General features: G+C 57.6%; 10 protein-coding genes. 3 read left to right on the top strand and 7 right to left on the bottom strand.

Annotation, left to right across the window (positions count from 1 at the left end; translation table 11 throughout):
* Positions 1-8: 8 nt before the first annotated feature.
* A complete protein-coding gene (locus E3W21_RS03445) occupies positions 9-1,964 on the top strand; it encodes an acetoacetate--CoA ligase (RefSeq protein WP_134418443.1) in 1,956 nt (651 codons plus the stop codon).
* Positions 1,965-1,983: 19 nt separating this feature from the next.
* On the opposite strand, the gene E3W21_RS03440 is transcribed toward E3W21_RS03445, so the two are convergent.
* From E3W21_RS03440 to E3W21_RS03425, 4 genes are all read right to left on the bottom strand, one after another.
* On the bottom strand, positions 1,984-4,263 hold the full coding sequence (locus E3W21_RS03440; RefSeq protein ID WP_134418436.1) for a hypothetical protein: 2,280 nt from the start codon (positions 4,261-4,263) through the stop codon (positions 1,984-1,986).
* Positions 4,264-4,327: 64 nt separating this feature from the next.
* Entirely contained in the window at positions 4,328-5,386 is a 1,059-nt protein-coding gene (locus E3W21_RS03435) for a hypothetical protein (RefSeq protein ID WP_134418428.1), read from the bottom strand.
* The gene (locus tag E3W21_RS03430) at positions 5,383-5,850 is read right to left on the bottom strand and encodes a hypothetical protein (protein ID WP_134418421.1); all 468 of its coding nucleotides are present in this window, start codon (positions 5,848-5,850) and stop codon (positions 5,383-5,385) included. Before E3W21_RS03430 ends, E3W21_RS03435 begins: the two co-directional genes overlap by 4 nt.
* Before the next feature lie 291 nt (positions 5,851-6,141).
* Positions 6,142-7,251 carry a PilT/PilU family type 4a pilus ATPase gene (locus E3W21_RS03425; RefSeq protein WP_134418414.1) on the bottom strand — a complete coding sequence of 370 codons (1,110 nt, stop codon included), beginning with the start codon at positions 7,249-7,251 and terminating at the stop codon, positions 6,142-6,144.
* A 120-nt stretch (positions 7,252-7,371) separates the two neighbouring features.
* On the opposite strand from E3W21_RS03425, the gene E3W21_RS03420 reads away from it, so the two are divergent.
* Positions 7,372-9,909, top strand: coding sequence for a PAS domain S-box protein (locus E3W21_RS03420; RefSeq protein WP_134418405.1), 2,538 nt, complete (start codon positions 7,372-7,374; stop codon positions 9,907-9,909).
* 66 nt (positions 9,910-9,975) lie between these two features.
* The gene (locus E3W21_RS03415; protein ID WP_134418397.1) at positions 9,976-10,251 is read left to right on the top strand and encodes a peptidylprolyl isomerase; all 276 of its coding nucleotides are present in this window, start codon (positions 9,976-9,978) and stop codon (positions 10,249-10,251) included.
* Positions 10,252-10,378: 127 nt separating this feature from the next.
* On the opposite strand, the gene E3W21_RS03410 is transcribed toward E3W21_RS03415, so the two are convergent.
* The 3 genes from E3W21_RS03410 to E3W21_RS03400 all read right to left on the bottom strand — a co-directional run bounded on the left by E3W21_RS03410 (position 10,379) and on the right by E3W21_RS03400 (position 13,496).
* The gene (locus E3W21_RS03410) at positions 10,379-11,314 is read right to left on the bottom strand and encodes a sugar kinase (RefSeq protein WP_134418390.1); all 936 of its coding nucleotides are present in this window, start codon (positions 11,312-11,314) and stop codon (positions 10,379-10,381) included.
* Between the two features lie 160 nt (positions 11,315-11,474).
* Entirely contained in the window at positions 11,475-12,692 is a 1,218-nt protein-coding gene (locus E3W21_RS03405) for an amino acid deaminase (protein WP_134418383.1), read from the bottom strand.
* A 39-nt stretch (positions 12,693-12,731) separates the two neighbouring features.
* On the bottom strand, positions 12,732-13,496 hold the full coding sequence (locus E3W21_RS03400; protein ID WP_134418376.1) for an IclR family transcriptional regulator: 765 nt from the start codon (positions 13,494-13,496) through the stop codon (positions 12,732-12,734).
* Positions 13,497-13,631 lie beyond the last annotated feature (135 nt).

The following is a 13,631-nucleotide window of genomic DNA, read 5'->3' as shown; positions in this document are numbered from 1 at the left end:
GGCAAGCCATGTCCGACATCCTCTGGCAACCCAGCGCCAAGCGCATCGGCAAGACCCGCATGGAGGCCTTCCGGCGCTTCATCAATCAGCGACACAACCTCCACGTCGACGACTACCCTGCCCTGCATCAATGGTCCATCGATCAGCGTGAAGCGTTCTGGCAGGCCATCGTCGATTTCTTCGACATCCGTTTCCATGATCAACCGGACGCTGTACTGGTTGAGGGCGCGCAAATGCCCAGCGCCCAATGGTTTCCCGGCGCAACCCTGAACTTTGCCGAGCACCTGCTGCGCCGTCGCGACGATGCCGTGGCGGTCATTGCCATCGGCGAAAACGGCCAGCGTGAACACCTGACCTGGGCAGAACTGGCCGAGCATGTCGCCGGGTTTCAGAACAGCTTGAAAGCCGCCGGTGTCGGCCTCGGTGACCGCGTCGCAGCGTGCATGCCCAATACCTGGCAAACCCTCGTGGCGATGCTCGGCACCACCAGTTTGGGAGCGATCTGGTCCTGCTCCTCACCGGACTTCGGCACCCAGGGCGTAATCGATCGCTTCGGCCAGATCGAACCGAAAGTGCTGATCACCTGCGCCGGTTACCGCTATGCCGGCAAGGACATCGACCAGATCGCCAAGGTCAATGAAATCCTCGAACGCTTGCCGTCCTTGCAGCAGTTGATTGTTGTGCCTTACGCCCGACCGCAAGCGCATATCGAACACGTCCACACCCGGGCCAACGTGACGCTCTGGGATGATTTCTACGACGCTGGCGGCGAGCCGGATTTCGTTGCCGTGCCCTTCGCTCATCCGCTGTACATCCTCTATTCCAGCGGCACCACGGGCGTGCCGAAATGCATCATTCACAGCACTGGCGGCGTGTTGTTGCAACACGTCAAGGAACATGGCCTGCATTGCGATCTCGGCCCCGGCGACCGGTTGTTCTACTACACCACCTGCGGCTGGATGATGTGGAACTGGCTGGTTTCGGCGCTGGCCGTGGACAGCGCGGTGGTGCTGTACGACGGCTCGCCGTTTCATCCCGCCCCCGAGCGTCTGATCGACCTGATCGACGACGAACGCATCAGTGTCTTCGGCACCAGCCCCAAGTACCTCGCAACCCTGGAAAGCAACGGCATCAAACCTCGCGAAAGCCATGACCTGAGCACCCTCAAAACCCTGCTTTGCACCGGTTCCGCGTTGTCGCCGCAGAGTTACGACTACGTCTACCGCGACCTCAAGCCTGACCTGTGCCTGGCCTCGATGTCTGGCGGCACCGACATCGTTTCGTGCTTTGTGAACAGCAACCCGCTGCAACCGGTACGCCGTGGTGAGATACAGGGCAAAAGCCTAGGCATGGCAGTGGAAGTCTGGACCGACGACGGCCTGCCTGTGATCGGCGAAAAAGGTGAGCTGGTGTGCACCCGGCACTTTCCGGCAATCCCCATCGGGTTCTGGAATGACCCTCAACAGGAAAAGCTTCGCGCCTCGTATTTCAGTCAGTTCCCCGGCGTCTGGGCCCAAGGCGATTACGCGGAACAATTGCGCGACGGCGGGATGATGATCCACGGACGCTCCGACGCCGTGCTCAACCCCGGCGGCGTGCGCATCGGCACTGCGGAAATCTACCGTCAGGTTGAGAAAGTCCCGCAAGTGCTGGACAGCGTGGCCATTGGTCAGCAATGGCAGGATGACGTGCGGGTGGTGCTGTTCGTGCGATTGCGCGAGGACGTCGATCTGGACGAAGCACTGCAGCAGCAGATCCGCCAGGTCATCCGCGCCAACACCACACCGCGGCATGTGCCGGCGAAGATTGTCGCGGTGACCGATATACCGCGGACCATCAGCGGCAAAATCGTGGAACTGGCGGTGCGCAACGTGGTGCATGGTAAGAAGGTAAAAAACACCGATGCCTTGGCCAATCCCGAAGCGCTTGAGCAGTTTCGGGATCGGCCGGAACTCGGAACTTAAACGATCATGCGGGTGTGTGTTAATCCATATGCGAACCAGGTGGGCGCCTTCCACTGGCAGGATTCGGCGCAATAGAGTTGTTCAGAGTGATCAGAACCGGCTCGTCAATTGCGCTACCGGTGTTTGCTTCAAGCGCGCCGCGCAGGGTGGACATATTGAGTTCGTAACTACCCTTGTCCGTATACAGCTGGCTCAGCAGCGAGGTGGTCACAGCCAGTGAGTCAGCATTTTCAAAGGCTTTGGAACTGGCGTGACAGGCACGGCCCTCATCCGTAACCGGCAAACGTCCCGACGCCAAGTTCAGCAGTGGAGCCACATCCAGCAATTGCCCTCTTTCGCCGTTGCGTCCCGCATCGCGGGCATAGCTGACATCATCAGTCTGTGCAGCACCGTGGAACACCTCATGAATCAAGTCGTCTGCCACGACGTCATGGTTGAAGCCCAGACCGATGAAGTGCTTGTTGATATTGGGCGTATAGATTTCGATGAATTTCGTGTCGGATTGGTCTTTTGCATCTTTCCATTGCTTGTAAGCGTCCATGTTGAAAGCAGCAATATTGTTAGTGTTCTTGAGCGGATCGAGAAAAATATTACTGAGGGAAAGACCTGCAAAGTCTGCCCTGACCAATCTCAGATAGTTCACCAACCGTTCGAATGCATCGCTCGAGTTGCTTCCCAGCAATACCTTGATGATTGCGTTACGTTCCTTCGTTAAGTCAAGACTGGTCAAGACGTTGATCGCGTTTTCGATTTTTGTACGCGCCAGCGGCAAGCTTTGCTCAATGAACCGTCGGGTATAGCTGACGGGCAATGTCTTACTGAATCGCGGCAACTGGATAGGTGCCTGAAAGGTGAAGTTGTTCAGTTTTGGTCCCCAGGGTTTGCCCAGTCGATCAAGGGCATACCATTGGTGGCCGTTACGCCGGGCCACCACCGTTAGCGCGTCACCGGTTGCACCACGGGGTCGCCAGGTACCCTGTCCGGTGGTATCGGCGCTATTGGCTGCGCGAGCCAGATCGTAGGTTTTATGACGGCCATTGAGTTTGCGCAACTGGGATTGCGCCAGTCCGAGCATCTCTTGAGCCTGCCTGTTAAAGCGTAGCGCCCCCTTATGGACGAGTTTCCCGGCTCCGAAAAATGCCGTAGGCACGCCATCCACGGGGTTGAAGAGGGAAACAGATGTGACGAAAGCGAGCTTGGTCAGGCGGACGGCTTTGGAAGCCGTGGAGATAGCCTTCGCCGAGATGCTCAGTGCTTTGGCGCCAGCCCCCACAAACGCCCCACCCACTGCGATGACATCCATAACGCAGCCATACATCCCATCGACCATCTTATTGTGCTCCCCGGAAGATAGATCCTCGATGCACTTTTTAAAGGGAACTACCAGATCGACAATATACGTCGCAGTTTTTTCGCCTTTTTTGCGCTGGCTTTCAAGCACTGTTGGCACAGTGGCTTCTGCTTCAAGTTCGTCAAACGTCATTATCGGACGATTGTTGACGATGAACCTGGCAATTCGAACAAGCTGCGAATTATCAAAATTTTGATAAACACTCTGCTTCCGCTCCGACGGCGTAGCAGGCGCGGCAAGTTCACCCAACTTGTCAATTATCGCCACGCTGCTGCTGGCCGAACTGGCCTCTAGAAGACCATGAGTGTATTCACTAAGGATAATCGGTAATCGTTCTGGATCCGTCGGTACCTGTTGCGCTTTCAGATCACCCTTAAAATCCACTCTGGCGGCGCCCTGCAATTTTCCCGTGTTGGCGATCAGCGCACCAAGCGTGTTGTTTCTACGTAGTTCACCACGCAAGGTAAACAGTTCATAGCACGTAACAGTGTTTCCATGAGAAGCGCACATGACAATACCAAAACGCCCCGTGACAGCATCTTTACCTTGTTGGGTTTCATAGTCTGTTTTAAGTATCAACGGGCCCCCAAAACGGTTGGAGGATGTCTCTATCGCCGGGCTGCGAAGGGTAAAGAAGGTGATCTTGCCTTTCAGAAAGGTTTCCAGATCGAAGGGAGGCATGTGTGAAAGGGCCATCTTCACATTTCTGATCACAGCATTATTCAAATTGCCGAGGTAACCCCGCAGTTGGCGGTGATACTTATGATTATTAGGCTCCAGCCGCTGCAGCCTCGGATAGCGTTGGTGAATGCTGACTATGGATGGATCATAGAAACCTTTATGTTCTTGATTAGTAATACGTGCAAGCAAATCGGGCGTACCGTAAGCGTGTTTGTCGGGAAAAACCCCACGCAAGTCCCACTCGCCACCCACCAGGTCACCGGACATATGCAGGTCGACCATAGACATGGCGGTAGGTGAGGCATATAAGCCGGGTCGCTGATAGAGCGTTTTATCTTCCAGGGCACAAGTTGTGCTCGACGCCCCTGATCGCCGCCCGTGCGATGTCTTTTCTGATGTCTTTTGTGCTTGGAATGGCGTTGGTATAGGCGCGGGCAAGGTGCGTGCCGTCCACGTACTCCTCGAACACTGTCATTGCCCGCTCAGTCGTTTCCTTTTCCGCTTGCTTAAGTTCCGTTGTCGTCACCACGTCATTAATCAGGGCCCAGTCAACGATTGGATCGAGCATTGCCAAATCCCGCAGACGTGCCAGCGAATCACTGACGGGCTCCAGTTCGGCATACGCCATAATCTGCGTATACGTCAAAACCCGCGAAGCTCCCTTGGTGACCGCTTCCACCAGGGCAACTCCAACGCAGAAGGACACCCAGCCAACCGAACCCATCATCAGCGACGACGGGACACCCTTGACCAGAAATTCTGGCGCGATTTCCGCCAGCAGCAGGTGCGATGCCAATGGCGCCACGACAGGATTCACCCAGCCTTTGGTGTGTAGAAAGGTTTCCAGCTCCTTGCGCACGACCGACGAAGATCGTTCGACATTGGTCGGTGCATACAAATCGAACGCGCCGATACTCTTTCTGGCTTGAGCGTTACCAATGTGCGGATCCAGTTCCAGCAAAATAACCGTTATCAACAGTTGCCCAAGATCCTGTGCAGAGACGTCTTGCCCGGATGTTTCACCGAACCAGTTCAGTTCCTTCAGGAGTTTCGTGGCGCAGGCTTGGGCCGCCGGATGCTTGACCATCTGAACGATACGTTCGGCGGCGTTATCGTGCGTTGCAATAGTGCCACCCGTTTCGCGGTACAGTTTGTCCAGCAGCTTTTTGTCCGGAGCTATAAGTTTTTCAGTGGTCTGACGAATATCCCTAAGTTGCTCGGCGGACAATACGATCAACGATTGATCATCGGTGATGATCTGCCCCCAATAATTGCCAAAATGATCGATTTCAGGACAGTCAAACTCGAAGTAGCCGATCAGGTTTCTGACCTGCGCAACGGTCTTTGGCACATCGAAGCCATAGAATTCAAGCCACTGATCGATATTCACAATGTTGTCCGCCCACAGGCAACCTCCGGCCTCTTTGGCAATGTCCGCCAAGATCCCCATTGAATCTCGGGTAGCCTTAGAGTGGGCAACATATCCCAGCGCGACGAAATCTCTCCAATCATGACCATCAAACACTTCCAGCTTGCCAGAATGGGTAACACGAATAAGTTCGGCGTACTCATATTTTCCTGGGTTAGTGCGCTTCTTATTGCAACCGTACTGAGCAATTCGTTCATCAGAACGCTTCCCGGCACATAGATCTCATACAAAGAGGAGCCCTTCTGCAACTCCATCTCGTAGTTAAACCAGTCTATTGTTTCGTCGTCACTGTAATCTGCCAGACAAGCTTTCAGATTGACCAAAATCAATTTCCGCTCAGCTGCATCCGCGTCTTGACGCAACTGCTCCTCTCTGCCGAAATCACCCAGAGGCTTATAGAACTTATCCTTTAATTCAAAATGCATAGCCCAACCCTTAATAAATTAACTGAATGACTTATTCAGTCCAGGCAGATCTTACTTACTCAGGCCGAGCAATCCACCGCCAATCTATTAAGTAACATTTCCGACAGACCAACCATAGTACAACTAGCCAGCCAATAATCAGTCCATCAAGTCCCGCGCTCCGAAAATCAAGTAACTTACAGAAGTGGCACCTCCCTGAAGTTTCAGATACAACTTCAGGCTATTAGTCAACAATCAGCATGCTTTAATTCTTCTCACCGACAACACCTGCGACAACCAACTCCTGTGGGGTCAGTCCATCAGCCCCCATTCACCCGGTGGTGTATGGGGGCCGGGCGTGGCCTCGGCGTGCATTTTCAGCCGCAGGCGCAGGTTGTTCAATGAATCCGCATGTTTCAACGCTTCTGCCTCATCGATCACACCCTCGACAAACAGCTCGAACAGCGCCCCATCGAAGGTCTGCATCCCCGCCTCTGAAGACTTCTCCATGATCCCCTTCAGTTCTGAAAACTCATTGCGCCGAATCAGGTCGCCGACGGTTGGCGTGCCAATCATCACTTCCACCGCCGCCCGTCGTTGACCGTCACGGGTACGCACCAGGCGCTGGGACACGAACGCTTTCAGGTTATTGCCCAGGTCATGCAGGAGTTGCGGCCGGCGTTCTTCGGGAAAGAAATTGATGATGCGGTCCAGCGCCTGATGGGCGTTGTGGGCATGCAGGGTGGAAATGACCAGATGACCGGTATCGGCAAATGCCAGCGCATGCTCCATCGTCTCGCGGTCACGAATTTCGCCGATCAGCACGACGTCCGGTGCCTGGCGCAGGGTATTTTTCAATGCGGCGTGAAAACTGCGGGTATCGACGCCGACCTCACGCTGGTTGATGATCGACTTCTTGTGCCGATGGATGTACTCGACCGGGTCTTCGATCGTGATGATATGGCCGCTGCTGTGGCGATTGCGGTAGTCGATCAATGCCGCCAGCGAGGTTGACTTGCCCGAGTCGGTGGCGCCGACGAACAGCATCAGTCCTTGTTTGAGCATCACCGTTTCGAGCAGCACCGGCGGCAGTTTGAGGTCTTCGAAACGCGGAATGTCGAGTTTGATATTGCGCGCCACGATCGACACATCGTTGCGTTGTTTGAAGATATTGACCCGAAAGCGCCCGACACCGGTCAAAGAGATCGCCAGGTTCATCTCCAGGTCCCGATCGAACTCCAGACGCTGTCCGGCGTCCATGATGGACGCGGCAATGGCCGCGACTTCTCCCGGCTTGAACGGCTGATCGGCCAAGGGCTTGAGCACACCCTCGAACCGTGCGCTAGGTGGCGCCCCGGTAGACAGATAAAGATCGGAGCCATTCTGGCTGGCCAGGAGCCTTAACAGTGCATCGATTTCCATGGCAAAAAGCACCCGCGAAGCATTCAGTGAATAAAAATGACCCAAATTGGATCATCCAGCGTCTACTGCGGTACAAGGATAGTTGACACCGCTACACCGACTTAAGTGCAGGACATCTTGATGAACGCATCACCGACCGGCAGCGATGCCCAGGCCTTGATTGCCCGACTGGACTGGAGACGCAGCCCGCTGGGCGCTGCCAGTACCTGGCCGCAAAGCCTGCGAACCGCCGTGGATATCGTGATTCATTCGCCGATGCCCATGCTGTTGCTGTGGGGCCCCCAGCTCACGCAGATCTACAACGACGGCTTCGCCCTGCTGGCCGGCAGCAAGCATCCACACGCATTCGGACAGCCGACACACCTGATCTGGCCTGAGTTAAAAGACTTTACCGACCCCATTTACAGCGCCGTCCTACAAGGGCAGGTGCGGACCTACAGCGAACAGCGCTTCACCTTGCAGCGTAATGGCCATGATTCCGACTTCTGGCTGGACCTGACCTACAGCCCCATCCGCGATGAAAGCGCCCAGGTCGCCGGGATTCTGGTCACGGCCATCGAAACCAACGAACGCCGACGCATCGCCCTCGAACTCGAGCAGCGTTCGGCCGCCAGCCTCAAGGCCCAGCACGAAACCGAGGAGCGTCTGCAACTGGCCCTCGCGGCCACCGACGCCGTCGGCACCTGGGACTGGGACATAAACGAAGACCGCTTCATTGCCGACACCCACTTCGCCCAGTTACACGGTATCGACCCGCTGCTCGCCAGCCAGTTGCCTATCAGCGCCTACCTCCAGGGTGTGCATCCGGAAGACCGCGCCATGGTCGCCCGCAGCATCAAGCACTCCATTACCCACGGCACCGAGTACGCCGAGGAATATCGCCTGCTGCAAGCCGACGGTCAGCTGCGCTGGGTGTTTGCCCGGGGTCGTTGCTACAAGGACCACCATGGCCGGCCGATTCGCTTCCTCGGCGCCGCCCTGGACCTGACCGAACGTAAACACACAGAACAAGCCTTGCGGCAAAGTCAGACCGAGCTGCAACTGATCATCAACGCCATGCCGATCCTGATCAGCTACGTGGACCGCGAGGAGCGCTTTCGCCTGAACAATTCGGCTTACCTCGACTGGTACGGGCTGACGCCTCAGGAGCTCTTTGGCAAAACCATCCGTGAAGTACTGGGTGAAGAAGCCTATGCCTTACGCGCGGAATACATCGCCCAGGCGCTGTCCGGCAAGCCTTGTTGTTTCAGCATCAGCACCCCGCACCGTGACGGCAGCATCCGCCATGCCCTGATGAACTACTTGCCGCGCCACGGTGCGGATGGCGCGGTCAATGGTTTCTACATCTTTGTGATTGACGAAACCGAGCGCAAACAGACTGAAGAAGCCCTGCGCAACCTCAACGAAACGCTCGAGGAACGAGTTGTCGCCCGCACCCAACAATTGGCTGAAGCCAACCAGCGCCTGCAGAACGAGATGTTCGAACGCGAGCGTGCCGAGGAGGCGTTGCGGCATGCGCAGAAAATGGAAGCGCTCGGCCAGCTCACCGGCGGCATCGCCCATGACTTCAACAATATGCTCACCGGGATCATCGGCAGCCTCGACTTGATGCAGCGCTACATCGCCGACGGGCGCGCCGCCGAGGTGAGCCGTTTCACCGAAGCGGCAGTGTCCTCGGCCAACCGCGCCGCCGCCCTGACCCATCGCCTGCTGGCGTTTTCCCGGCGTCAGTCACTGGACCGCAAGCCGCTGAACGCCAATGATCTGATCCATTCTCTGGAAGACCTGCTCAGTCGGACCAAGGGCGACCACATCGAGCTCAAACTGCAACTGGCCGATGACGTCTGGCCGGTCAGCACCGACGTCAGCCAGCTGGAAAATGCCCTGCTCAATCTGGTGATCAACGCCCGGGACGCCATGCCTGATGGCGGCGAGTTGCGCATTGAAACCGCCAACGTTTACCTCGACAGCAGTGACATCAACACCCTGGAACCGGTCAAGGCCGGGGATTACCTGATGATTGCCGTCAGCGACAATGGTTCCGGTATGACACCGTCGGTGCTGGCCAAGGCCTTCGACCCGTTCTTCACCACCAAACCCATCGGCCAGGGCACCGGTCTTGGGCTGTCGATGATCTACGGTTTTGCCCAGCAGTCGGGCGGGCATGTCAGCCTGTTCAGCTTGCCCGGCCAGGGCACCAGCGTTCGTCTGTACCTGCCGCGACTGCACGCCGCAGAGCCCGAAAACATCCTGATGCCGGTCACCAGCGAGGCGCCAGCCGCGATTGCCGGTGAAACCGTGGTGTTGGTGGAGGACGATCCGGCGGTGCGCATGCTGGTGCTCGACCTGCTCAACGAGCTGGGTTATCACGCCCATGAAGCCGAAGACGCGAAGACCGCCCTGCCCCTGCTGGAATCCGACCTGCGGATCGATTTGCTGGTCACCGATGTCGGCCTGCCTGGGATGAACGGTCGGCAACTGGCGGAGATTGCCCGCCAGCACCGCCCCGAGCTCAAAGTGCTGTTCATGACCGGTTACGCGGAAAAAGCCGCCGAGCGCCAGGGCTTCCTGGAGGAAGGCATGGACATGGTGGCCAAGCCCTTTTCCATTGACCTGTTGGCCAACAAGATTCGCGAGATGATCGGCCAACCGGACTGAGTTAAGGCATAATCGCGCGCCCCCCGCTGGCACCACCATAGCCACCACCGTTGCAAGGTACTGCCCATGAAAGCTCAAGCCCGCCATATTCTGGTGAAAACCTCGGAAGAAGCCGAACAGCTCAAACAACGCATCGCCAAGGGCGAAGCCTTCGATGTGCTGGCCAAGAAGTATTCCACCTGCCCGTCCGGCAAGCGCGGCGGCGACCTGGGTGAAGTGCGGCCCGGGCAGATGGTTGGAGTTATCGATTCCGTGATTTTCAAAAAACCGTTGCGGGTTGTGCATGGTCCGATCAAGAGCAAGTTTGGCTATCACCTGGTGCAGGTGTTTTACCGGGATTGAGGGGCTTTAAAGGCCCTATGTAGGAGCTGCCGAAGGCTGCGATCTTTTGATCTTGATTTTCAGCGGTCCCGAAAGGAGCAAGATCAAAAGATCGCAGCCTTCGGCAGCTCCTACAGGGGATTGCGTTTCAATCTTTGGGGATCAGCGCACCGGGCACCTGAATCACCCGACTCGCCAAGCGATGGCCCGCTTCAGCAGCCTCAACCGGGCTACCTCCTTTCAGGCGACTGGCCAAATACGCCGCACTGAACGAATCCCCCGCTGCCGTGGTGTCCACCACCCGCTCGACCACCTGCGCCGGCACTTCAAACGACTCTCCATCACACCTAATCAGACACGCCTCGGCGCCACGCTTGAGTACCACTTCAGGCGTGCCAATCTGCTCGTAAGCCGCAAACACCGCCTCGCAATTGGAAAAATGAAAAAGCGCCTGCTCGTCATCAACGGTCAGCAACGCCAGGTCGACATAGGGCAGAACGCTGCGATAAGCCGCCCGTGCGTCCTCGATCGACGCCCACAAACGTGGCCGGTAGTTGTTGTCGAACACGATCCGCGCATCCCGCTTCCGGGCTTCGATCAGGGTTTCCAGCAACTTCTCCCGACCTTGCACGCCGAGCACCGCCAGGGTGATCCCGCTGAAATACAGCACATCGTAATCCGGCAGTGCCGCCAGGATCGGCGCGGCGGCCGGGGTGGTGAAACAATCGCGGACTGCCGCTTCATTGCGCCAGTAGAGAAAACGCCGCTCGCCGGCAGCATCAGTCTGGATGCAATACAAGCCGGGCAATCGACCGGGCAAGCGCTGGACCATACCGAGCCCGATGTTTTCATCGGCCCAGCTTCGGCACATGGCATCGCTGAAACTGTCGTCGCCCAGGGCGGTGACGTAATCCACCGTGCCACCCTCGCCCAACTCCCGGGACAGGTAGACTGCCGTGTTCAAGGTATCGCCACCGAAACTCTGTTGCAGACTGCCGTCGGCGCGTTGCTGCAACTCGATCATGCATTCGCCGATCAGGGCGATGCGCGGGGTGTTGGGGCCGAGGGTGCTGATGGTGTTCATTAATTGAATTCTCATGTTGACCCGCTCACGACTGTTGCGCAGCCGGACGTAGCCTGCGGCAACTGCTACAAGTGCGTGGCGAACCCGCTTTATGTAGCAGCTGGCGAAGCCTGCGTTCGAGCGCGAAGCGGTCGCAAAACGGCCGGACGCGACTCAAGCCTTAGAAACAGGTTTCCATGGTTTCGATGACATTCAGCTGCTCATCCACCAGACACCCGATACGCCACTTGTCGAACGTCAGGCACGGGTGCGAAGTACCAAAGGAAATAATGTCCCCCACCCGCAGCTCAACCCCCGGCGCCACGGTCATGAACGCATGCTGGTCCATCACTGCCGTCACCTTGCAGGCGCTGACATCATCGCCCGTCGCCGGTACCACGCCCGCCTTGTAACGCAACAGCGGCACCGGCAACCCGGCGTCGTAGGCCACGTCGCGTTTACCCAGGGCGATCACCGCAAAGCCCGGTTCCGGCAACGATTGCACATGAGCCCAGACTTCAAGCGCCGGTCGCAAGCCTTCGTGCAAATCACTTCGACGGTCGAGCATGCAGCATTGCGCTTCTTTGTAGATGCCGTGATCGTGGGCCACATAGCTGCCAGGACGCAGCACGCTGAGGAAACGCCCGCCGGCGTTCTGCGCTTCGAAGGATTCAGCGATCAGGTCATACCAGGCCGAACCCGAGGCAGTGATGATCGGCTTGGGAATGGCGAACGCGCCGCTGTCCTGCAACTGCACGGCCAGGCGCACCAAAGAATCAGCGAACGCACGGATGCCGCTCACCGCATGATCGCCGTGAATCACCCCTTCGTAACCTTCGATCCCGGTCAGCGCCAGGGCCGGTTGTGCAGCAATGGCTTTGGCCAGCGCGACCACTTCGTTTTCCGTGCGGCAACCGCAACGACCGCCGACCACGCCGTACTCGATCATCACGTTCAAGCGCACACCGCGGGAGGCGAAATACGCGCCGAGGTCAGCGACGTTGTCCGGGTGATCGACCATGCAATGGAAGTCGAAAGCAGGGTCCGTCAGCAGATCGGCGATCAACGCCATGTTCGGCGTACCGACCAATTGGTTGGCCATCAGCACCCGATGCACGCCATGGGCGTAAGCCGCGCGGGTTTGCGTGGCGCTGGCCAGGGTGATGCCCCAGGCACCGGCGTCCAGTTGGCGGCGAAACAGCGCCGGGGTCATGCTGGTTTTGCCGTGGGGGGCGAGTTCGGCACCGCTGTTGCTGACAAAGGTCTGCATCCAGCGAATGTTGTGTTCCAGCGCTTCGCGGTGCAGCACCAGCGCAGGCAGGCTGACGTCGCGCACAAGATTGGCGCCTGTGTGGGCAAAGCCCTTTTCCACGGTGGCAGTATTTTTGGCAGAAAACATGGTCGAACTCCTCACATTCGCGGCCGCAGGCAGCCGCTGTTATTCGTTGATGCGACGGGCCAAGCTGTTGGCGCTGTCAATCAGCACCCGGCGGTAGTCGTTGTAATTGTTCTTGGCATCGGCCCTCGGGGCGACGATGCACAGGGTCGCAATGGCCACGCCGTTCGGGTCTTTCACCGGGGCGGCGAAACAATGGGTAAAGGTGTCCGCGACGCTATCGAAAGAAAAGAAGCCATCGATAGCGGCCTGACGGATTTCACCGAGAAACTGTTCAAGGGGCAGACATTCACCGTTGGGCAGGATGAAATCGTCGTGGTCAATCAGGTCGACGATTTCCTGGTCGCTCAAATGCGCCAGCAGTAGACGTCCGGAAGCGGTCCAGGGAATCGGCGCGTTCTCGCCGATATCCGAGGAAATGCGAAAATGCCGCTCGCCCTCTTTCATCAAGGCCACGGTGTATTTTCGTCCGTTAAGCAGGCACATCTGCGCGGTTTCGCGGGTCTGGCTGACGATCTCCTGCAAGGCATGATCGGCCTCACGGGTCAGGTCGAAATGGCGTAAATGCGCTTGCCCGAGGAAGTACAACTGACGGCCGAGGTAGACGTGACCGTCCTTGCCCACGGCCTCCAGAATCCGTCGCTCCAGCAGGGAGGCAACCAATTCGTAGACCGTGGATTTCGGGCTGCCGATGCCGCTGGCGATTTCGTTCGGGCGCAGGGGCTTGCCGACTTCCTTGAGGAAATCGAGGATATCGAACGCCCGGTCCAGACCGCGAGCCCGGCGCTTGATGGTGTCTTCGGTCATGTCTGTGTTCCCATTCAAAGTCGCCCCCGTAGGAGCTGCCGCAGGCTGCGATCTTTTGATCTTGATCCTGCTCTTGCGGCGCATCCAAAAACGCCAAAAGATCGCAGCCTTCGGCAGCTCCTACAAGGGCCAATC

The organism is Pseudomonas sp. F01002, from assembly GCF_004402115.1.
Taxonomy (GTDB): Bacteria; Pseudomonadota; Gammaproteobacteria; order Pseudomonadales; family Pseudomonadaceae; genus Aquipseudomonas; species Aquipseudomonas frigoris.
This window is presented reverse-complemented; position numbering and strand designations above follow the sequence as displayed.